The sequence below is a fragment of the Micromonospora yasonensis genome, from assembly GCF_026013475.1.
Taxonomy (GTDB): Bacteria; Actinomycetota; Actinomycetes; order Mycobacteriales; family Micromonosporaceae; genus Micromonospora; species Micromonospora yasonensis.
The window spans coordinates 1-20,669 of the sequence record NZ_JAPDPH010000050.1 but is presented as its reverse complement, the minus strand read 5'-3'; the positions used below and the strand labels follow the sequence as shown (position 1 = coordinate 20,669).

General features: G+C 74.6%; 17 protein-coding genes. 7 read left to right on the top strand and 10 right to left on the bottom strand.

Annotated elements, in window-relative coordinates:
• Positions 1–18: 18 nt before the first annotated feature.
• From ONA70_RS13390 to ONA70_RS13360, 7 genes are all read right to left on the bottom strand, one after another.
• Positions 19–1,620: an acyl-CoA carboxylase subunit beta gene (locus ONA70_RS13390; RefSeq protein ID WP_265006732.1), complete on the bottom strand. Its 1,602-nt coding sequence runs from the start codon at positions 1,618–1,620 to the stop codon at positions 19–21.
• Complete coding sequence (locus tag ONA70_RS13385) at positions 1,617–2,756, bottom strand: acyl-CoA dehydrogenase family protein (protein WP_265006731.1); 1,140 nt, start codon at positions 2,754–2,756, stop codon at positions 1,617–1,619. Before ONA70_RS13385 ends, ONA70_RS13390 begins: the two co-directional genes overlap by 4 nt.
• Positions 2,753–4,456 carry an acyclic terpene utilization AtuA family protein gene (locus tag ONA70_RS13380; protein ID WP_265006730.1) on the bottom strand — a complete coding sequence of 568 codons (1,704 nt, stop codon included), beginning with the start codon at positions 4,454–4,456 and terminating at the stop codon, positions 2,753–2,755. The genes ONA70_RS13385 and ONA70_RS13380 overlap by 4 nt, the downstream gene beginning before the upstream one ends.
• Positions 4,453–5,247: a TIGR03084 family metal-binding protein gene (locus ONA70_RS13375; protein ID WP_265006729.1), complete on the bottom strand. Its 795-nt coding sequence runs from the start codon at positions 5,245–5,247 to the stop codon at positions 4,453–4,455. The genes ONA70_RS13380 and ONA70_RS13375 overlap by 4 nt, the downstream gene beginning before the upstream one ends.
• Before the next feature lie 14 nt (positions 5,248–5,261).
• On the bottom strand, positions 5,262–5,906 hold the full coding sequence (locus ONA70_RS13370) for a TetR/AcrR family transcriptional regulator (RefSeq protein ID WP_265006728.1): 645 nt from the start codon (positions 5,904–5,906) through the stop codon (positions 5,262–5,264).
• A gap of 199 nt (positions 5,907–6,105) precedes the next feature.
• Positions 6,106–6,849 (bottom strand): metallophosphoesterase family protein, encoded by a 744-nt coding sequence (locus ONA70_RS13365; protein ID WP_265006727.1) that lies wholly within the window; start codon positions 6,847–6,849, stop codon positions 6,106–6,108.
• A gap of 68 nt (positions 6,850–6,917) precedes the next feature.
• On the bottom strand, positions 6,918–7,595 hold the full coding sequence (locus ONA70_RS13360; protein WP_007073398.1) for a Crp/Fnr family transcriptional regulator: 678 nt from the start codon (positions 7,593–7,595) through the stop codon (positions 6,918–6,920).
• A gap of 217 nt (positions 7,596–7,812) precedes the next feature.
• Between ONA70_RS13360 and ONA70_RS13355 the strand changes: the two genes are divergently transcribed.
• The 6 genes from ONA70_RS13355 (at position 7,813) to ONA70_RS13330 (ending at position 13,118) form a co-directional block, all read left to right on the top strand.
• Positions 7,813–8,472 carry an adenosylcobinamide amidohydrolase gene (locus ONA70_RS13355; RefSeq protein ID WP_265006726.1) on the top strand — a complete coding sequence of 220 codons (660 nt, stop codon included), beginning with the start codon at positions 7,813–7,815 and terminating at the stop codon, positions 8,470–8,472.
• Positions 8,473–8,553: 81 nt separating this feature from the next.
• On the top strand, positions 8,554–9,720 hold the full coding sequence (locus tag ONA70_RS13350; protein WP_265006725.1) for a CapA family protein: 1,167 nt from the start codon (positions 8,554–8,556) through the stop codon (positions 9,718–9,720).
• Positions 9,721–9,778: 58 nt separating this feature from the next.
• Positions 9,779–10,558 carry an endonuclease III gene (gene nth / locus ONA70_RS13345; RefSeq protein ID WP_265006724.1) on the top strand — a complete coding sequence of 260 codons (780 nt, stop codon included), beginning with the start codon at positions 9,779–9,781 and terminating at the stop codon, positions 10,556–10,558.
• The gene (locus ONA70_RS13340; RefSeq protein WP_406601188.1) at positions 10,555–11,163 is read left to right on the top strand and encodes a TlpA family protein disulfide reductase; all 609 of its coding nucleotides are present in this window, start codon (positions 10,555–10,557) and stop codon (positions 11,161–11,163) included. Before nth ends, ONA70_RS13340 begins: the two co-directional genes overlap by 4 nt.
• Positions 11,160–11,852: an NUDIX hydrolase gene (locus ONA70_RS13335; RefSeq protein WP_265006723.1), complete on the top strand. Its 693-nt coding sequence runs from the start codon at positions 11,160–11,162 to the stop codon at positions 11,850–11,852. The genes ONA70_RS13340 and ONA70_RS13335 overlap by 4 nt, the downstream gene beginning before the upstream one ends.
• Before the next feature lie 87 nt (positions 11,853–11,939).
• Positions 11,940–13,118: a MarP family serine protease gene (locus ONA70_RS13330; protein ID WP_265006722.1), complete on the top strand. Its 1,179-nt coding sequence runs from the start codon at positions 11,940–11,942 to the stop codon at positions 13,116–13,118.
• A gap of 67 nt (positions 13,119–13,185) precedes the next feature.
• On the opposite strand, the gene ONA70_RS13325 is transcribed toward ONA70_RS13330, so the two are convergent.
• The 3 genes from ONA70_RS13325 to eccCa form a co-directional block, all read right to left on the bottom strand.
• Positions 13,186–13,971: a phosphatase PAP2 family protein gene (locus ONA70_RS13325; RefSeq protein ID WP_265006721.1), complete on the bottom strand. Its 786-nt coding sequence runs from the start codon at positions 13,969–13,971 to the stop codon at positions 13,186–13,188.
• A gap of 43 nt (positions 13,972–14,014) precedes the next feature.
• On the bottom strand, positions 14,015–15,334 hold the full coding sequence (mycP, locus tag ONA70_RS13320) for a type VII secretion-associated serine protease mycosin (protein ID WP_265006720.1): 1,320 nt from the start codon (positions 15,332–15,334) through the stop codon (positions 14,015–14,017).
• 87 nt (positions 15,335–15,421) lie between these two features.
• The gene (gene eccCa / locus ONA70_RS13315) at positions 15,422–19,417 is read right to left on the bottom strand and encodes a type VII secretion protein EccCa (RefSeq protein ID WP_265006719.1); all 3,996 of its coding nucleotides are present in this window, start codon (positions 19,415–19,417) and stop codon (positions 15,422–15,424) included.
• 99 nt (positions 19,418–19,516) lie between these two features.
• Between eccCa and eccD the strand changes: the two genes are divergently transcribed.
• The coding region (eccD, locus tag ONA70_RS13310; RefSeq protein WP_265006718.1) for a type VII secretion integral membrane protein EccD at positions 19,517–20,669 on the top strand (1,153 nt) is incomplete at its 3' end.

Sequence of the window (20,669 nt, the reverse complement as noted above, 5' to 3'; positions counted from 1 at the left end):
GTTCCTCGCGCTCACCGGTCACATCCGGAAGACGCCGAAGCCGTCGGCGCCCCTGACCGGTCCGTTGTGGATGGCCGACAGGCAGAGCCCGAGGACGGTACGGGTGTCCCGGGGGTCGATCACCCCGTCGTCGTAGAGCCGGCCGGACAGGAAGAGCGCTTCGGACTGGGACTCGATCTGCTGCTCGACCATCGTCCGCATCGCGGCGTCCGAGTCCTCGTCGTACTCGCGGCCCCGGGCGACGGCGGCCTGCCGGGCCACGATGGACAGCACCCCGGCGAGCTGCGCCGGCCCCATCACCGCCGACTTGGCGTTCGGCCAGGTGAACAGGAACCTCGGCTCGTACGCCCGGCCGCACATGCCGTAGTTGCCGGCCCCGTAGGAGGCGCCCAGGTTGACCGTGAGGTGCGGGACCGTCGAATTCGACACCGCGTTGATCATCAGCGCGCCGTGCTTGATGATGCCGCGTTGCTCGTACTCGGTGCCGACCATGTAGCCGGTGGTGTTCTGCAGGAAGAGCAGCGGGGTGTCGGTGGCGTTGGCGAGCTGGATGAACTGAGTTGCCTTCTGCGCCTCCTCGCTGAACAGCACCCCCCGGGCGTTGGCCAGCACGCCCACCGGGTACCCGTGCAGCTCGCCCCAGCCGGTCACCAGCGCGGTGCCGTAGGCCGGCTTGAACTCGTCGAACTCGCTGCCGTCCAGCACCCGGGCGAGGATCTCGCGCGGGTCGAACGGCACCTTCAGGTCGGCGCTGACGATGCCGAGCAGCTCCTCGGGGTCGTACCGGGGTGGCTGCGGGACCGGGTTGCGCGGCGCGGGGCCCTGCTTGCGCCAGTTGAGCCGGCGGACGCACTGCCGGGCCAGCCGGATGCCGTCCCGCTCGTCCTCGGCGAGGAAGTCGGCCAGGCCGGACCTGGTGGCGTGCATGGCCGCCCCGCCCAGCGACTCGTCGTCGGTGACCTCGCCGGTGGCCATCTTCACCAGCGGCGGCCCGGCCAGGTACACCTGCGACCGGTCCCGGATCATGATGGTGAAGTCGGACATCCCCGGCACGTAGGCGCCGCCCGCGGTGGCGTTGCCGAAGACCACGCTGACCGTGGGGATCTTCGCGGCGGAGAGCCGGGTCAGGTCGCGGAACACCCGGCCGCCCGGGATGAAGATCTCCGCCTGGGTGGGCAGGTCCGCGCCGGCCGACTCGACCAGGTTGACCATCGGCAGCCGGTTGGCCAGGGCGATCTCGCCGGCCCGCCGGGTCTTCGCCAGGGCCCAGGGGTTCACCGCGCCGCCGCGTACCGTCGGGTCGTTGGCGACGATCAGGCACTCCACGCCCTCGACCACGCCGATGCCGGTCACCACACTGGCCCCGACCGGGAAGTCCGTCTCGTACGCGGCCACCGGAGACAGCTCCAGGAACGGGCTGTCCTGGTCGAGCAGCAGCTCGATCCGCTCCCGGGGGAGCAGCTTGCCGCGCTGGTGGTGCCGGGTCACGTACTTCTCGCCGCCGCCGGCCCGGGCCTGGTCGAGCGCGGCGTCCAGCTCGGCGAGGCGGTCCAGCAGGGCCTCCCGGTTGGCCCGGTAGGCCGGCGAGGCCGGGTCGAGCGCACTGCCCAGGGTGGTCACAGCCCCATGCCCTTCGCGATGATCTCGTTCATGATCTCGGTGGTGCCGCCGCCGATGCCCAGGATCCGGGCGTCCCGGTAGTGCCGCTCCACCTCCGCGTCCCGCAGGTAGCCGAAGCCGCCGTGCAGTTGCAGCGCCGCGTCGACCACGTGGTCGCAGGCGGCCACCGCCACGTTCTTCGCCATCGCCACCTCGGTCACCACGGGTTGGCCCGCGGCCACCCGTTCCGCCACGTCGTGCACATACGCCCGGGCGGCCTCGGCCCGGGTGTGCATCTCGGCCAGCCGGTGCCGGATCAGCTGCCGGCTGGCCAGCGGCCGGCCGAAGGTGGACCGGTCCCGGCACCACTTCACGGCCAGCTCGACGCAGCGCTGCGCGGTCGCGTACGCCTGGGTGGCCAGGGAGAGCCGCTCGGTGGCGAACTGCTGCATGATCGCCAGGAAGCCGGTGTCCTCCGGGCCGATGCGGTTCGCCACCGGCACCCGGACGTCCACGAAGGACAGCTCGGCCGTGTCCGAGCAGTGCCAGCCGAGCTTCTCCAGCCGCCGGCCGACGCTGAAGCCGGGCGTGCCCTTCTCGATCACCAGCAGGCTGAGCGCGCCACTGCCGGGCAGGACCGTGGAGACGGCGGTGGTGACGAAGTCGGCCCGAAGGCCGCTGGTGATGTACGTCTTCGACCCGTTCACCACGTAGTGGTCGCCGTCCAGCCGGGCGAAGGTGCGGATGCCCGCCACGTCGGAGCCGCCGTCCGGCTCGGTGATCGCCAGCGCGCCGATCATCGTCCCGGCCAGCGTCGGCCGGACGTACCGGTCGATCAGCTCCGCGTTTCCGGCGGCGACCATGTGCGGCAGGGCGATGCCGTGCGTGAACAGGGCGGCGACCAGCCCGGACGAGCCGCCCGAACGGATGATCTCCTCGGTGACCACGATCGAGTCGAGCAGGTCGCCCCCGCTGCCGCCGACCTTCTCCGGGAAGCCGACGCCGAGCAGTCCGACCTTCGCGGCGGTCTCGTGCAGCGACCGGGGCACCTCACCGGCCCGCTCCCAGTCGTCCAGGTACGGCAGCACCTCCTTGGTGACGAAGGCCCGGGTCAGCTCGCGGAGCTGCCGGCGTTCCGGGGTGTCCACGATGGTCACGACTGCCCCTCCTCGACGGCCGGCCCGGCGGGCAGGTCCGCCGGCACGTCGACCACCCGGGAGCGGAGCAGCTCGCCGAGTGCCTTGGCCTGCGGGTCGAACCGGGTGGAGGCGGCCACCCCCGCCCCGAGCAGTCCCCGGATGACGAAGTTGACCGCGCGCAGGTTCGGCAGCTCGTACCGCTCGACGGTCAGCGGGGCGGTCTCCGGGAGCAGCTCGGCCAGCCGTTCGACGGTGAGCCAGCCGCGCAGCCACGCCCAGGTCGCGCCGGGTCGGGCCCAGACGCCCAGGTTGGCGTCCCCACCCTTGTCCCCGGACCGGGCGCCCACCAGTTCGCCGAGGGCCGCCCGCCGGGTCGGGCCTGCCGGCCACCCGTCCCCAGGTGCGGGCGTCGTCGTGGTCCCGTGCGGCGCGGTCGTCGTCTGCGCCGGCGGGACGATCGGCACACGTACCCCGTCGGGCAGCACCGCCACGTGCGCGACCGCGTCCTGCGGCACGGTGTCGGCGGTGAACACGCCGTAGGGCGTCGCGTCGCCGGGCGGGGTGGTCAGCGTGCAGCCCGGGTACGAGGCCAGCGCCAGCTCTACCGCGGCCGCCGAGAAGGCCCGCCCGGCCCGCGCCCGGTCGCCGTCCCGCAGGTGTACGTGCAGCAGCGCGCTCGCCGCCTCGGTGTCGGTGGCGTCCGGGTGGTCGGTCCGGGCCAGGTTGAACTCCAGCCCCTCCCTGCCGATCGCCTCCGCCAACTGCCCCCGGACGAGTGCCGCCTTGGCCGGTATGTCCAGCCCGCAGAGTACGAACGTCATCGAGTTGCGGAAGCCGCCCAGGTTGTTGACGCCCACCTTCAGGGTGTCGGGTGGCGGCATGCCCCGGACCCCGGAGACCCGTACCCGGTCCGGCCCGTCCGGGCGCAGCTCCACCGTGTCCAGCCGGGTCACCACGTCCGGCCCCAGGTACGCCGGCCCGGCCACCTCGTACAGCAGTTGGGCGGTGACCGTCTCGACGGTGACCGCGCCGCCGGTGCCGGGGTGCTTGGTGAGCACCGAGGAGCCGTCCGGGTGGATCTCGGCGATCGGGAAGCCGGGACGGTGTCCGCCGTCCGGTAGTTCGGTGAAGAAGCTGAAGTTGCCGCCGGTCACCTGCGCCCCGCACTCGATCAGGTGCCCGGCCACGGTCGCCCCGGCCAGCGCGTCCAGGTCGTCCCGGCCCCAGCCGAAGCGGGCGACGGCCGGGCCGACCGCGAGCGAGGCGTCCGTGACCCGTCCGGTGACCACGACGTCCGCCCCCGCGTCGAGGCAGGCCGCGATCCCGAATGCCCCCAGGTACGCGTTCGCGGTCAGCGCGTCCGGGCGGGCGAGGGTGTCGCCCTCGACGTACCCGACCCGCGCGGTGAGGCCGAGCCGGTCGGCGAGCGCGCCGATCGCGGCGGCCAGCCCGGCCGGGTTGACGCCGCCGGCGTTGGTGACCAGCGTGACCCCGCGGTCCAGTGCGGTGCCGAGGCAGCCCTCCAGTTGCCGCAGGAAGGTCTTCGCGTAGCCCAGGGAGGGGTCGCGCAGCCGATCCCGGCCGAGGATCAGCATGGTCAGTTCGGCCAGGTAGTCGCCGGACAGCACGTCCAGCTCGCCGCCGTCGAGCATCTCCTGCCAGGCGGAGAACCGGTCGCCGTAGAAGCCGGAGGCGTTGCCGACCCGGAGTGGCGTCATCCAGTCACTCCGCTGCCGGCCGCCGCCCGCTTGGCCCCGGGTGGGCCGGCGAACGCCTGCGCCACGTCCAGCCACTCGTCGGCGACCGGCCCGGTGGCCACCAGGGCCAGGTCGGCGCGGTGCCGTCGCTGGGTCACCAGCAGGCAGAAGTCGAGCGCCGGGCCGGTGACCCGATCGGCGGCGTCCGCCGGGCCGAAGGCCCAGGTCTCCCCGTGCGGCGCGGCCAGCTCGACCCGGACCGGTGCCGCCGGTACCGCACGGCCGTGCGCGGCGAAGCCGTGTCCGAGGGTACGGAAGCCCAGGTGCGCGACGTGCCGCAGCCGGCTCGTCGGGGTACGCCGGACGTCGAGCGCGTCGGCCGCGTCCTCGCCGTGCGTCCAGGTCTCCATGAGCCGGGCGGTCGCCATCGAGGCGGGCGACATCCGGGTGCCGTACCAGGGCAGTTTCTCGCCGGCCGGCGCGGCGGCGAGGGCCGCGGCGAGCGCCGCGCGGCCCTCCCGCCAGCGGGCCAGCAGCGCGGCGGGCGGGGCGAGGAAGGACTCCGCGCCGTCGTCGACCAGCCGGGACGGGTCCGGTGCGGCCATGACCGAGGCGTAGAACGCGTCCTCGTCGGTCGCGGCGAGGTGGGCCACGTGGTCGGTCCAGGCCAGGTGGGCGATCTGGTGAGCGACCGTCCAGCCCGGGGCCGGTGTCGGCCGGGCCCATTGTTCCGGCGGCAGCGGCGCGACGAGGGCGTCGAGCTGCTCGGACTCGGCGGTCAGGTCCGTGAGTAGGGCTGTCAGGTCGACCATGGTGCCTCCGGGGGTCAGTGCGGCCGCGCGCTCCCGGGCGTCGACGGGCCGCCGTCAGGGGTGAGCAGGGTGGCGAGCTGGCGCTTCCAGGTGTGCAGCAGGGCGGTACGCCGGACGGAGTCGTCGCTGAGCAGGTTGGCCACGCCGAGGCCGCGGAGCAGGTCGAGGGTGGCCTGCACCGCCTCGCGTACGCCGGGCCGGCGCTCGTCCACCCCGAGCAGTTCGACGGTCAGCCGGTGCATCTCGCGGCCGACCCGGGCCTCCAGGGGCACCAGGGCGTCGCGTAGCTCGGTGTCGGTGCGGGCGGCCACCCACAGTTCCAGGGCGGCGACGAAGAGCGGCCCGGTGAAGGCGGCGGCGAGCAGGTCGATCACCCCGTCCAGCCGACGGGGACCGGCCGGCAGGGCCTCGGCCTCGGTGCGCAGCTCCACCGCCCGGCGCTCGGTGAGGTGGGTCACCGCGGCGGTGACCAGGGCGGCCTTGGTCGGGTAATGGTGCAGCTGGGCGCCCCGGGAGACGCCGGCCCGGGCCGCCACGACCGTGGTGGTGGTGCCGGACCAGCCGTACTCGACCAGGCACTCGACGGTCGCCTCCAGCAGCCGGGCCTGGGTGGCGCGGCTGCGTTCCTGCTGAGGGACGCGGGTCGATGCGGCGGGCACGGGGACAGCGTGCCGCCGCCGAAACAAACAGTCAAGACTGACTTTTTCTGCCGCCGGCACGGCGCTCGTCAGGGCGGCGGGATCTGTACGCGCGCCTCTGGAGCTGATGTCACAAACGATTCACGATCTCGCGCCGCCAAGCAACCGCCATCGCCGCCGAACAGCAGCCGCCATCGCCGGCCGACGCGGGCGTCGCCGGTCAGCGGCCGTCGCGCGGGCCGAAGACGGTGAGCGCGTCCACGTCCGAGTGGCGGGAACGCAGGTACTCGTCGGCCCAGGCCGCGGCGTCCGGGAAGCCCGACTCAGCGGCTACCCGGGCGCAGGCGGCGTCCACGTCGTACCCGGTCCGGCGTAGCTGCACGCCCGGGCCGAGCAACGCCCACCAGGCCCCGACCCCGCCGTACGGCATGCCGACACTGCCGGGGTTGACCACCAGCCGGCGGTCGACGAGCCGGGTGAACGGCATGTGGGTGTGCCCGCAGACCACGGTGCCCACCTCGGCCGGCAGGCCGGCGAAGACCTCGGCCCAGCGGTCGAGCCGCGAGTCGACCAGCACGACCTCCTCGTCGTCACGCGGCGTCGCGTGGCAGAAGAGCACCTCGCCGAGGCCGGCGACGGGCAGCGTGACGGCCGGCGGCAGCGCGGCCAGCCGGGCCACCTGGTCGTCCCGGAGTTGCCCGGCGGCCCAGTTCGACACCTCGATCGGCGCGGCCCGCCCCGCCCGCGCCTCGACCAGTTCCCGGTCGGCGTTGCCGCCGACCCAGCGGGCCCGGTCGCCGATGGTGGCCAGCAGATCCAGCACCTCGACCGGCTGCGGACCGGCCGCGATGTCACCGGTGAGCACGATCAGGTCGGCAGCGGCTACGTCCGGCTCGGCCAGGACGGCCTCCAGCGCCGGCAGCACGCCGTGGATGTCGGAGAGGACGGCGACACGTTCGAACATCGCCCCACCCTGACCCCGGCCCGCCCCGGAGTCCAGGAATTCTGCCTCGGGCAGACGCGGCGAGGCGGTCAGACGCGCGCGCGGCGGGCCAGGCGCTCCGGGTCGAGGATGATGATGCTCTTGCCGTCCAGCCGGAGCCAGCCGCGCGAGGCGAAGTCGGCGAGCGCCTTGTTGACGGTCTCCCGCGAGGCGCCGACCAGCTGGGCGATCTCCTCCTGGGTAAGGTCGTGGGTCACCCGCAGCACACCGCCGTCGCGGGTGCCGAACCGGCCGGCCATCTGGAGCAGGTTCTTGGCGACCCGGCCGGGCACGTCGGTGAAGATCAGGTCGGCCAGCGAGTCGTTCGTCCGGCGCAGGCGCCGGGCGAGCACCCGCAGCAACTGCTCGGCGATCTCGGGCCGGTTGTTCAGCCAGGGCCGCAGCGCCTGCTTGCGCAGCCGGACCAGGCGGGTGTCGGTCACCGCCGTGGCCGTCGCCGTACGCGGGCCGGGGTCGAAGAGTGACAGCTCGCCGACCATGTCCGACGGGCCCATCACGGCGATCAGGTTCTGCCGGCCGTCCGCCGCGCGGCGGCCCACCTTGATCTTGCCGGACAGGAGGATGTAGAGACTGTCGCCGGGCTCGCCCTCGTTGAACACGACCTCGCCCTTGCGGACCTCGATCGTCTCCATCTCCTTGGCGAGCGCCTCGGCAGCCTCCGGGTCGACACCCTGGAAGATCCCGCTGCGGGCCAGTACCTCGTCCATCGCGCACCTCCGCCTGCGCGTGCCGTCCCTCGGCCGGGTCCGCCGTCCGCTGATCCCTCGCGCGCCGCCAGTCTAGGCGTACCTGAGCAGTAATCCGAGGTCCACCCCTGGAATCTTGATCGTTGGGCGTAACCCGCCCGACCTGATCAACGACTAAGATCCCGCCCCGGTCCGGGTGGCCGCCGTCCGTTCCCACCCTGATCGTAGGGTCGGCGGCGTGCTGAACGAGCCGTTCCTGACCACCCGCCGGGAAGCCGGATGGGACATCCCGCTACTGGTCTGGCGCGCCGAGGCGCCGCTGCTGGCGGTCGGCAGCGCCCCGCTGGGCGGGGGGATCGGCGTACGCCGGTGGGTGGTCAACGCGACCGTGCCCATGTCGTACGACCGGGACGATCCGGCTGACCACCTGGGCGAGCTGGCCGAGGGCCTCGGGCTGGCCGGGCCCGGCGTCGGGTTGCTGACCGGGGTCGACGTCGCCGAGGTGGTGGCCCGCGCGGACGGCGGCGTCCGGGTCTGGGCGACGGTGGGTCTGGGCACGCCGGTGTGGGCCGCCGCCGCGCCTGCCGCCCCCGTCCAGCGCGTCGGCACGGTCAACATCGTCGGGTACGTCCCGATGCGGCTCAGCGAGGCTGCCCTGGTCAACGCGGTGGCCACGGCCACCGAGGCGAAGGCGCAGGCGATCTGGGAGCTGGGGCTGCCCGCCACCGGCACCCCGACGGACGCGGTCACCCTGCTCTGCCCGGCCGACGGCGACCCGGCGCCGTATGGCGGGCCCCGGTCGACCTGGGGCGCCCCGCTGGCACGCGCGGTCCACGCCGCCGTCCTGGCCGGCGGCGCAGGCACCGTCGTCCCCTGGTCCGACCGGCGGGCGGGCTGAGCCGGCCGCCCGCGACCCGAACAAGTTTTCCGACCGATCGGACGTCGTCGGACGCGTTCCCGGGCGGTAGCGTCGCGGACGATGTATGCTCCCGCCCTTTTCGTGTCCCGCTGGCGTCGGCCGGCGGCCGTCCTCGGCGCGCTGCTCGTCGCCGTGCTCGCCGCCGGCTGTGCCCGGCAGGCAGACGACCCGCCGGCCTGGCAGCCGGGCGCGCCGGCGAGCGGCGCCCCGGCCGAGGGCGAGCAGCCGGCGCAGCCGGTGGACCAGTCCGAGAAGGCGATCTCGCTGGCCGCCACCGGGGACGTGATCATGGGCAACGCCCCGTCCCGGCTGCCGGCGAACGGCGGCAAGGGCTTCTTCGACGACGTCAAGGCCGCGCTCAAGGCCGACCTGGTGATGGGCAACCTGGAGGAGCCGCTCACCGAGGACACCGGCACCGGCAAGTGCGGGCCGACCCCGAAGAACTGCTTCCAGTTCCGGGCCCCGCCCGGGTACGCGGCGCATCTCAAGGACGCCGGGTTCGAGCTGCTCAACCAGGCCAACAACCACGGCTACGACTACGGCCCGAAGGGCTACGAGAACACCCAGCGCGCGTTGGCGGAGCACGGCCTGAAGCACACCGGGGCGCCGGACGAGATCACCGTGGTCGAGGTCGAGGGCGTCAAGGTGGCGGTGGTCGGCTTCTCGTCGTACGTCTGGTCCAACAGCCTGGTCGACATCGAGTCGGCGAAGCGGGTGGTGGCGAAGGCGGCGACCATGGCCGACGTGGTCGTGGTGCAGGTGCACATGGGTGCCGAGGGCGCCGACAAGAGCCGGGTCAAGCCGGGCACCGAGCTGTTCTTCGGCGAGAACCGGGGCGATCCGATCAAGTTCTCCCACGCCGTGGTGGACGCCGGCGCCGATCTGGTCGTCGGGCACGGCCCGCACGTGCTGCGCGGCATGGAGTTCTACAAGGGCCGGCTGATCGCGTACAGCCTGGGCAACTTCGCCGGCGGCGGGAAGTCGCTGAACCCCGCCGGCCGGCTCGGCTGGGGCGGCGTGCTCAAGGTCTCGCTCAAGCCGGACGGCAGCTTCGCCGGCGGCACCTTCACCTCCACGGTGATGAACAGTGTCGGCCGGCCGTCGATCGACCGGCAGCACCGTGGCCTCGGCCTGGTCCGCGACGTCAGCCGGAGCGACTTCCCGAAGTCCGCGGCCCGGCTCGACGGGGCCGGGAAGATCACCGCCCCGTCCGGCACCGGCGCCTGACGCGACCCGCCCGCGTGGGCCCGCCGGGCGGTCGATCGCGCGACGTAGGCTGGCCGGCGTGACCACGCGTACCCCCGAGACCGACCTCGGTCGCACCCGCCGCGCCCGGCGGATCGGCCGGGTGCTGACCGAGACGCACCCCGACGCGCACTGTGAACTCGACCACTCCAACGCGTTGGAGCTGGCGGTCGCCACCATCCTCTCCGCGCAGTGCACCGACAAGAAGGTCAACGAGGTCACCCCGAAGCTCTTCGCCCGCTACCGCACCGCCGCCGACTACGCGGGGGCGGACCGCGCCGAGCTGGAGGAGCTGATCCGGCCCACCGGGTTCTACCGCAACAAGACCAGTTCCCTGATCAACCTGGGCCGCGAGCTGTGCGAGCGGTACGGCGGCGAGGTCCCCGGGAAGCTCGCCGACCTGGTCACCCTCCCCGGCATCGGGCGCAAGACCGCCAACGTGATCCTCGGCAACGCCTTCGGCGTCCCCGGCATCACCGTCGACACGCACTTCCAGCGGCTGGTGCAGCGGTGGAAGCTGACCGACGAGACCGACCCGGTCAAGATCGAGCACGCCATCGGCGCGCTGTACCCGAAGCGCGACTGGACGATGCTGTCGCACCGGATCATCTTCCACGGCCGCCGGGTCTGCCACGCTCGCAAGCCGGCCTGCGGCGCCTGCACGCTGGTCAAGCTCTGCCCGTCGTACGGCACCGGGCCGACCGATCCGGTGGCGGCGGCCAAGCTGCTCACGGGCCCCCGCGCCCGGGATCTCGCGGCGGCCGTCGGCATCGACCCCGAGCTGGTCCCCCAGCAGGCCGTAGCGGCGGACGTGCCGTGAACCGTCCACTCCCGTACCTGCTCGTCCCGGTGCTGCTGGCGCTGGCCGCCTGCACCGGCACCGACGAGCCGGCCGGCCCGGCCCCGGCGGCCCGGGCCGAGCGCCCCTCGCCGTTCGCCGACTGCGCCCCGCTGGCCGTCGTGCCGGCCTCGGCCGCCGCCACGCCGGCCGGCGAGCCGGGCGACCCGCTGCCCGAGCTGACCCTCTCCTGCTTCACCGGCGGGGCACCGGTGGCGTTACGCGACGTCAAGGGTCCGGCCGTGATCAACGTGTGGGCGTCCTGGTGCCCGCCGTGCCGCAAGGAGCTGCCCGCGTTCCAGCGGCTCAGCGAGCGGGCCGCCGGGCGGTTCCAGGTGATCGGGGTGAACAGCCGGGACAGCCGCGGCGGCGCGCAGTCCATCGGCGAGGACTTCGGCGTCCGCTTCCCCATGCTGGTCGACCAGGGCGACGCCTTCGAACGAGGGCTCGGCCGCAACGCGTTCCCGCTGACCGTTTTCGTCGGCGCGGACGGCCGGATCCGGCACACCGACTCGACCGGGGCGCTGGACGACGCCCGCCTGGCCGAGTTGGTCCGCCAGCATCTCGGGGTGGAGGTCGCGGCATGACGAGGCAGCCGCCGAGCTGGCTCGACCCACTGCTCGGCCGCCTGGGCAACGCCCGGGCCGAGGACTTCACCCGGCTCACCACCCCGGAGAGCGGGGGTCGGGAGAGCGCCGTGCTGGTGCTGCTCGGCGAGGAGCCGGCGGCCGGGCCGGACGTGCTGGTCCTGCAGCGTGCCGCCACCCTGCGCAACCACGCCGGGCAGCCGGCCTTTCCCGGCGGCGCGGCCGATCCGGAGGACGCCGACGCCAGCGCCACCGCGCTGCGCGAGGCGAACGAGGAGGTCGGGCTCGACCCGGGCAGCGTCACCGTGCTGGCCGAGCTGCCGAAGCTGTGGATCCCGGTCAGCGACTTCGTGGTCACCCCGGTGCTGGCCTGGTGGCACGCGCCGCACCCGGTGCACCCGTGCGAGCCGGCCGAGGTGGCGCACGTGGCCCGGCTGCCCGTCGCCGAGCTGGTCGACCCGGAGAACCGGATGCGGGTCCGCCACCCCAGCGGCTGGATCGGCCCGGCCTTCGCGGTGCGCGGCATGCTCGTCTGGGGCTTCACCGCCGGGGTGTTGAACACGCTGCTGGAGATGGGCGGCTGGACCCGTCCCTGGCCGCGTTCGCGGGTCGTGGAGCTGCCGCCGACCGGAGCCACCCCGGCGCCCTCGGCCGGCACCGACGCGGTCGACGAGACCCCGGTCCGCTGAGCCGGGAAAGCTCACCGACCCGTACCTGAACGTCACGTTCAGCGAGCGCTCAGGGTCTTCCGGGCGCGGTGCCCGTACCCTGGACGCGTGTCCGCCGTGGATCTCGTACTGCTCCTGCTCATGCTCGTGTTCGCGATCAGCGGATATCGTCAGGGCTTCGTCATCGGGGCGCTGTCGTTCTCCGGGTTCTTCCTGGGCGCGCTCGTCGGTCTCCAGGTCGGCCCGCTGGTCGCCCGGCAGTTCACCGACAGCGGCACCCGGGTGCTGATCTCGCTCGTCGCGGTCTTCGGCCTCGCCGTGCTCGGCCAGGCGGTGGCCGGCTGGCTGGGCTCGCACCTGCGCCAGACGATCACCAACGAGCTGGCCAAAAAACTCGACGACATCGGCGGCGCGCTGGTCTCGGTCTTCGCGGTGATGCTGGTGGCCTGGCTGGTCGCGGTGCCGCTGGGCTCCTCGTCGCTGCCCTGGCTGGCCTCCTCGGTCCGCAACAGCGCCCTGCTCACCGTGGTCGACCGGATCCTGCCGGACAAGGCGCAGCAGCTCTCCACGGCGCTGCGGGACACCGTCGACACCAACGGCTTCCCGGACGTCTTCGGCGACCTCGCCCCGACCCGCGCCCGGCAGGTCTCCCCGCCCGACCCGGCGCTGGCCGGCTCTCAGGTGGTGCAGACCAGCCAGCGGTCGGTGGTGAAGGTGCTGGGCTCCGCGCCGAGTTGCGCCCGCCGCATCGAGGGCTCCGGCTTCGTGTACGCCGACGACCGGGTGATGACCAACGCGCACGTGGTGGCCGGCACCCGCTCGGTGGCCGTCGAGCTGCGCGGCGAGCGGTACGACGGCGAGGTGGTCGTCTACGACCCGGAGCGGGATCTGGCCGTGCTGCACGTGCCGGGGCTGCCCGGTCCGTCGCTGCGCTTCGCCGCCGGGCAGGCCGGCAGCGGGGCCGACGCGATCGTGCTGGGCTTCCCCCTCGACGGCCCGTACGACGCCCGGCCGGCCCGGATCCGCGACGTCGACCGGATCACCGGCCCGGACATCTACTCCTCGGGCGACGTGACCCGGGAGATCTACACGATCCGGGCACTGGTGCGCAGCGGCAACTCGGGCGGGCCGCTGGTCTCCTCGAACGGGCTCGTGCTCGGGGTGATCTTCGCGGCGGCGGCGGACGACCCGAACACCGGCTTCGCGGTGACCGCCGCCGAGGCCCGGCCGGTCGCCCTGACCGGCGCGGAGCGTACCCGGGCGGTCGGCACCGGCGACTGCACCTGAGCCGGTCGACGCCGGCCGACCGCGACGGCGACCAGCGCCGCGGGCGAGCATCCCGAGTGGTGCTGAACTACGCGCGCGTCCCGTCCGGGCCCGGCTCGGCCAGCTCCGGCTCCACGCCCTCCCGCGCGGTACGCGCCGGCCGCCGACCGGTGCGGGTCCGCCAGGTGGTGAACGCGGCGGCCGTGGCGGCGACCACCGCGACGCCGAGCAGCCAGCCCCCGACCACGTCGCTGGTCCAGTGCACCCCCAGCGCGATCCGGCTGAGCCCGGTCACCACGGCGAGCAGCACCGCCGCGGTCCAGAGCACCCAGCGCAGCACCGGCCGGTCCCGGGCGTACGGCAGGAAGACCAGCAGCAGCACCCCGGCGGCCAGGGTGGCGTTCAGCGCGTGCCCGGACGGGAACGAGTACCCGGCCACCCGGGCCACCGGGTCGAGCAGGTCCGGGCGGTGCCGCCCGACCAGCAGCTTGAGCAGCCCGCCGAGCAGCCCGCCCACGGTCATCGTGGTGACCACCCAGAGCGCCAGCCGCGGGGCCCGGTGGTACAGCAGCCAGACCACCACCACGGCGGCGGCCACCCGCAGCGGGCCCGGGGCGAACACGTCGGTCCACACGCTCATCACCCGTACCCAGGTCGGGTGATCCAGGGCGTAGCGGTGGAACCCGTCGGTGATCGTGGCGTCCAGCCGGAACAGGGCCGGCCACGAGCCCAGCACCAGGAGTGCCAGCAGGGCGAATGGCACCAGCACCAGGAACGCCGCGACGGCGGCCAGGGTGAGGCGCAGCCCCAGCGAACGGTCCGGATCCAGGCGCGCGGCACGCCAGGACCGCCCGTCCGTGCCCAAGGTCTTCATGCGTCGTCCACTACCCAGCCGAGGGACCGGTCAGACCGGGGGGTCAGCGGCGGGCCTGGCGAAACCGGCGGACCACCAGCGCGGCGCCGGTGACCAGGGCGACGAAGAGGGCCAGGCCGGTCCACAGCCGCTCCGGTGCCGAGTCGGTCGCCTGGCCGGCCGCCCGGGCCGACCACTTCGGCTGCTGTCCGGGCGCGGCGTAGAACGGATCGGCGCCCTGGCCGGCGGCGGCCCGGGTGTCCCGGCCGGAGCCGGGCGCCGGCCCGAAGCCCACCACGCCGGGGGAGTCGTTGTCGTCGAGCGGGTTGCGTCCGACCGACGGCACATCGGTGGTCAGCGCGGCCACCGGGTCGACCATCCCGTAGCCGAACCGGTCGTCGCGGCCGGTCGGGCCGAGGTCCCTGGCGGTGCTGATCAGCCGGTTGACCACGTCGCCGGCGGACATCTGCGGGTACTTCGCCCGGACCAGCGCAGCGGTGGCCGCGACCAGCGGGGACGCGAAGCTGGTCCCCTGCACCCGCCAGTACCCCTGTGGGCGGGCGCCGTAGAGCGCGGTCGCCGGGGCGGTGAGCACGGTCTCGTGCCCGGTGATCGAGCCGGACCAGAGGTCCTTGCTGTTGCGTTCCAGGCCGGCGACGGCGAGCACCCCGGGCTCCCGCGCCGGGTACCAGACCTCGGGACTGTTCGAGGTGGCCAGGTTGCCGGTGCAGGCGACCACCACGACGTCCCGGGCGAACGCGTAGTCGAGGGCGGCGGCCAGCGCGGGGCTGTCCCCGCCGCCGCCGAGCGACAGGTTGATCACCTGGGCGCCGTTGTCGACCGCCCAGCGCACCCCCTTGGCGACGATCATCGCGTCGTCGTACCGGTTCTCGTCGTTCAGCACCCGGACGGGCAGGATCTTGGCGTCCGGCGCGAGGCCGACCACCCCGCGGTCGTCGTCGTTGCGCCCGGCGATCAGGCCGGCGACCGTGGTGCCGTGACCCACCGGGTCGGGGCCCTCGGCGCCGCCGGGGGAGACCAGGTCGATGCCGGGGAGCACCTGGCCGGCCAGATCCGGGTGGGAACCGTCCACTCCGGAATCGACCACCGCGACCACCACGCCCCGCCCGGTGGACGTCCGCCAGGCGGTCTTCGCCTTCAACGCGTCGAGCTGCCACTGCTCCTCGCGCACTTGGTCGACCCGGGAGGGCAGCTCCGCCGGGGCGACCCAGGCGGGCTCCCGCGCGGTGATCCCGGCGGGGGCGGCCTGCGCGGCCGGAACCCACGGACCGGCCACGGCGACCGCAACCGCCGCCGCCCCGACCAGTGCCCGCGCGACGATACGCCGGGTCGCGGTCGGAGCCCCCTGCCGATCCCTGGTCACATTCCCCAGCCATTCATCGCGACAAGACCATGCTGCTCGGAGATTACCGGGTTCCCCATACCCCACGGTGCAACTCGGTGACACCATTCACCCCACCGGGAGATGGGCCAGTTGCACCAGTCGGACTCCCTCCCGCCGGGTGACCAGCCGGCCCCGGCCCGGCGGCAGCGGCCCCGCCTTCACCTGCCCGACGAGCGCGCCCTCCTCCGGGCCCCCGGACATCACCAGACCCGGCGTGGAGAGTTCCCGCAGCCGCTGGATGATCGGTTCGAACGAGGTCCGGCCGGTGCCGGCGGCGCGGCGGGCCAGCACCAGGTGCAGGCCGACGTCCCGGGCGTGCGGCAGGTGCTCCTCCAGCGCGCGTAGCGGGTTGGTCGGGCCGCCGGCCACCAGGTCGTAGTCGTCCACCAGCACGAACAGCTCCGGCCCGGTCCACCACGACCGGCTGCGCAACTCGGCCGGGGTGACCTCCGGCCCGGGCAGCCGCCCCTGCAGGTAGCCGGCCGCCGACTCGAGCAGCTCGGTGGTGTGCGGCGCGGCCGTGCCGTACCCGATCAGGTGCGGCGTCTCGATCGTGCCCATCAGGCTGCGCCGGTAGTCCACCAGCATCACCCGGGCCTGCTCGGGGGTGAACCGGTTGACGATCGAGGTGGCGAGCGCCCGCAGGAACGACGACTTGCCGCACTCGGCGTCGCCGAACACCACGAAGTTGGGCTCGACCGCGAAGTCCAGCACCACCGGTCGCAGGTCCGCCTCGGCCACCCCGATCGCGAAGGCCAGCCCGCTGGTCGTGCTCTGGTCCAACTCGGCGTACGGCAGCACGGGCGGGAGCAGGCGTACCGGGGGCGCGGCCGGCCCGGCCCACGCCCCGGCGACCGCCTTGACCAGATCGGTCGTCTCGCCACCGAGGCCGGTCACGATGGGCTGGGCGGTGAGGAAGTGCAGCCCGCCGGCGGTGATGCCCCGCCCCGGCCGCTCCTCCGGGACGGTGGCCGCGAACTGCCGCTTGCTGACCACGGTGTCCGAAGGGTCGCCGAGGCGCAGCTCGACGCGGGAGCCGAACAGGTCCCGGATGGCTGGGCGGAAGTCCGACCAGCGCAGCGAACTGGCCACCACGTGCACCCCGTACGCGAGCCCCCGGGTGGCCAGCTCGGTGACCAGGGGTTCCAGGTCGTCGTAGGCGCTGCGCAGGATGTTCCAGCCGTCCACCACCAGGAACACGTCGCCGAACGGGTCGGTGCCCGGCTGCCCGCCGGCCAGCGCGGCGGCCCGCCGCCGACGCCACGCGGCCACCGACTCCACACCCGCCTCGGCGAACCGTCGCTCCCGCTCGGCGAGCAGGCCGGCGATCTCCCCGACCGTCCGGCGTACGGCGGTGTCGTCGGTCCGCCCGGCCACCCCGCCGACGTGCGGCAGGTCGCGCAGCGCGGCGAGGGTTCCGCCGCCGAAGTCGAGGCAGTAGACCTGTGCCTCGGCCGGGGTGTGGGTGAGCGCCAGCGCGCAGACCAGCGTCCGCAGCAGGGTCGATCGCCCGCTACGGGTGGCCCCCACCACCGCGACGTGCCCGGCCGCGCCGTCCAGGGCCAGCCAGTACAGGTCCCGGCGTTGCTCCAACGGCTTGTCCACCACGGCCAGCGGCACCTGGAGGGCGCCGTGCAGCTCCGGGTTCGCGACGGTGAGCCCGCGTACCGGGTCGACGCCCACCGGGCCGAGCAGCTCGTCGAGGGAGGGGGACTCGTCCAGCGGCGGCAGCCACACCTGGTGCGCCGGCGGCCCCTGCCCGGCCAGCCGCGACACGATCAGGTCGAGCAGGCTCTCGGTGGTGCCCTCCGCGGCAGGCAGCGCGGCCGGCCTGGGCGGCTCGGGCGCCGGCACCAGGTGGGTGGAGAAGGCCAGCAGCCGGGGTGCGCCGCCGCCGGCCGCGCCCGCCGGCCCGCCCCGGGGGCGAACCGGGCCGGAGACGTACGCGGCCTTGAACCGGACCAGCGGGTCGGTGCCGGAGCGGAGGTAGCCGTGCCCGGGGGTGCGGGGCAGCTCGTGCGCGTCCGGCACCCCGAGCACCGTCCGGGACTCCAGCGCCGAGAAGGTGCGCAGCCCGATCCGGTACGACAGGTGGGTGTCCAGCCCCCGCAGCCGCCCCTCCTCCAGGCGCTGCGAGGCCAGCAGCAGGTGGACCCCGAGCGACCGGCCCAACCGGCCGATCTGGACGAAGAGGTCGATGAAGTCCGGCTTGGCGGAGAGCAGCTCGGAGAACTCGTCGCAGATCAGCAGCAGCGACGGCAGCGGGGCGAGCGGCGTGCCGGCCGCCCGGGCCCGCTCGTAGTCGCGCCGGCTGGCGAAGTTGCCGGCCCGGCGGAGCAGTTCCTGCCGGCGGGTCAGCTCGCCGTTGATCGCGTCGACCATCCGGTCGACCAGGGGCAGCGCGTCGGCCAGGTTGGTGATCACCGCGGCGGTGTGCGGCAGCCGCTCGAACGACGCGAAGGTGGCCCCGCCCTTGAAGTCGACCAGCACGAAGTTGAGCTGTTCCGAACTGTGCGTGGCGGCCAGCCCCAGCACCAGGGTGCGGAGCAGCTCCGATTTGCCGGAGCCGGTGGCCCCGATGAGCAGCCCGTGCGGGCCCATGCCGTCCTGCGCCGACTCCTTCAGGTCGAGTTCGATCGCGCCGCCGTCGGCACCCACCCCGATCGGCACCCGCAGCCGGTCCCGGGCGGCCCGGGGCGCCCAGCCCTGCTCGGCGGTGAAGTTCTCCGGGTCGCCGATGCCGAGCAACTCGGGCAGGCCCGGCTCGGCGCCGGGCGGGGCGTCCGGTCCGCGTGCCGGGCCGGCGAGCCGCAGCGGGGCGAGCCGGCGGGCGACCGCCTCCGCGTCGGCGAGTTCCAGCGTGTCGGCCGTGCCGACCTCAGCGTGCCCCTCGGCGGAGCGCGAGTGCAGGCGGCCGTCGGCCAGGTCGAGCAGGAGGGCGTACCGATCGAGCAGGCGGGGCGGCGGGGTGTCCAGGTCGAGCACGGTGACGGCGTCGATGCCACCGTCCCCGGCCAGGTCGGTCGCCCCGGTCAGGTCGCCACCGTCGAGCAGCACCACCACGTGCGGGCCGTCGGTGGCCGGGCCGGCCGGGCTGAACCGGGACCGGCTGGCCAGCACGTCGTCGAGGAGCCGTTCCAGCTCGGCAGCGGAGCTGGTGACCAGCCGGACCGGGCCGAGCGCGTCGGTGCGGCTCGGGTGGTGGGCGTGCGGCAGCCACTTCACCCACTCCCAGACCGACCGCCGCTCCGGACCGGCGCAGACCGCGATCAGCAACTCGTCCGGGGCGTGGAAGACGGCGAGCTGGGTGAGCAGGGCCCGGGCCAGGCCCTGCGCGGCGGGCGAGCCGGCGACGGCTTCAGGTCGCTGCGCGGCGTCAGGCGCGCCGAGCTGGAGTTGTCGAGGGCCGCGGACGAAGACCCGGGCGAAGCTGCGCAGCGAGAGCGCCACCGGCAGTTCCGGCACCACCGAGTACGCGTCCAGGAAGCGCCGCAGCGCTCCCGCGGTCATCGGCTCCAGCTCCTCCAGGGGCCGGGTGACCGGCGGGACCAGCGGGGTGGCCAGGGTCTGCGGGCCGACCCCGACCCGGACCACCGCGAAGTCGGGGTCGCCCGGCCGGCGCTCCCAGACCCGGTGGCTGTCCACCGTCGACCAGAGCCGGCCCGGGTCGGGGTGCCGGTAGTAGAGCCCGGCCCGCTGCGCCCCGGCGGTGGCCCGGACCCGGCGGCGCAGCGCGGCCAGGTGGCGCAGGTACTCCCGGCGGGCGGCCATCATCTCCGACTTCCGCGGGGTGCCGGCCGCGCTGCCCCAGGAGGTCACCAGCATCGCCACCGAGGAGAGGCCGAACATGCCGCCCACCACGTACGAGTAGGCCCCGCCGCCCCGGCCGAACATCATCGCCATCGCCACCGTGCCGCCCAGCATCGGCAGCACCATCAGTGCCTGCTGCCAGCGCCCCCCGGTGAGCACCGGGATCTCCGGTGGCGCCTCGACAGGCAGCTCACCGGCCGGGATCTCCGGCGCCGGGCGGCGCGGCGGCCGCTTGATGACGACTGTGGACACTGGCCCTCCCATCGCTCTCGGTGATCCGAGCCTGGCTCATGGTAGGTAAAGTCTTGTCATTCGTCAGTCACCCGTCCCGCTCGATATGGAGAGAACTCGATGACAACCGGGCTGGCGCGGGTCACGATCAGCGCTCCCCAACGGCGGCTGGACGTGGCCCTGCCGGAACAGGTGCCCCTGGCCGAACTGCTGCCCGAGGTGCTCCGGCACGCCGGGGAGGCGCTGGCCGACGACGGGGAACGGCACGGCGGCTGGGTGCTGCGACGCACCGACGGCGCGGTGCTGGCCACCGCGCAGGCGCTGCTCCCCCAGGGGGTTCGCGACGGCGAGGTGCTGCACCTCGTACCGGCCCGGGCCGAGTGGCCCGAGTTGGAGTACGACGACGTGGTCGAGGCGATCGCGGACGGGGCCCGCCGGCGGGGTGCCGCCTGGTCGCCCGCGGCCAGCCGGGCGGCCACCCGCATCGGGGCGGGCGTGCCGCTGGCCGTGGGACTGCTCGCGGTGCTGGCCGCCGGTCCCGGGCAACGCGCCGGCTGGCCCGTCGCGGTCGCGGTGGCGCTGCTGCTCGTGCTCGCCGGCACCGTCGCCTCCCGGGCGTACGGTGACGGCCCGGCCGGCATCACCCTCGGCGGGTACGCCCTGCCCTGGGCCGCCGCGGCCGGCGCCCTCGCGGTCGGCACCGGCGACCCGGTCGGCCCGTTCGCCCCGCTGCGCTGGGTCGGCGCGCCCGAGTTGTTGGCCGGCTCGGTGGCCCTGCTGCTGGTGTCGGCGCTCGGCCTGCTCGGGGTGGCCAGCCGCGGCCGGGTGTTCGTGGCCGGCGCGACCATCGGCCTGGTCGGGGCGTCCGCCGCGCTGGGTGGGCTGCTCCTCGACCCGGCCGGCACCGCGGCGGTGCTGCTCTGTGTGCTGATCTTCGCGCTCGGCGGGCTGCCGTTGCTGGCCATCCGGCTCGGGAAGGTACCGCTGCCGCCGATCACCCTGCCCGCCGCCACCCCCACCGACGGTCCGGGCGGCGTACGCGACCTGCCGGACCGGGGGCGGGTGCATGCCGCGGTGGCCCGGACCGAGGAGGTGCTGAGCGGCCTGCTGCTCGGGCACGCCGTGCTGGCGGTGGCCGCGCTGGGGGGGCGGGCCCGCGGCGGGGGGGGGGGCGGGCGTGATTCCGGCCGTGGCGGCCGCGGGGGTCGGCTGCGCCGGAATCTCGGGTCCGGCCGGAGGCCGGGGCGGCGGGTCGCCGCCCCGGTCCGGTCGG

Excerpts from the sequence above, each read along its gene's own strand:
- ONA70_RS13375 (WP_265006729.1), bottom strand. The coding sequence starts at position 5,247 with ATGGTCGACCTGACAGCCCTACTCACGGACCTGACCGCCGAGTCCGAG.
- ONA70_RS13350 (WP_265006725.1), top strand. The coding sequence starts at position 8,554 with ATGTATGCTCCCGCCCTTTTCGTGTCCCGCTGGCGTCGGCCGGCGGCC.
- ONA70_RS13335 (WP_265006723.1), top strand. The coding sequence starts at position 11,160 with ATGACGAGGCAGCCGCCGAGCTGGCTCGACCCACTGCTCGGCCGCCTG.
- ONA70_RS13325 (WP_265006721.1), bottom strand. The coding sequence starts at position 13,971 with ATGAAGACCTTGGGCACGGACGGGCGGTCCTGGCGTGCCGCGCGCCTG.
- ONA70_RS13365 (WP_265006727.1), bottom strand. The coding sequence starts at position 6,849 with ATGTTCGAACGTGTCGCCGTCCTCTCCGACATCCACGGCGTGCTGCCG.
- ONA70_RS13380 (WP_265006730.1), bottom strand. The coding sequence starts at position 4,456 with ATGACGCCACTCCGGGTCGGCAACGCCTCCGGCTTCTACGGCGACCGG.
- ONA70_RS13360 (WP_007073398.1), bottom strand. The coding sequence starts at position 7,595 with ATGGACGAGGTACTGGCCCGCAGCGGGATCTTCCAGGGTGTCGACCCG.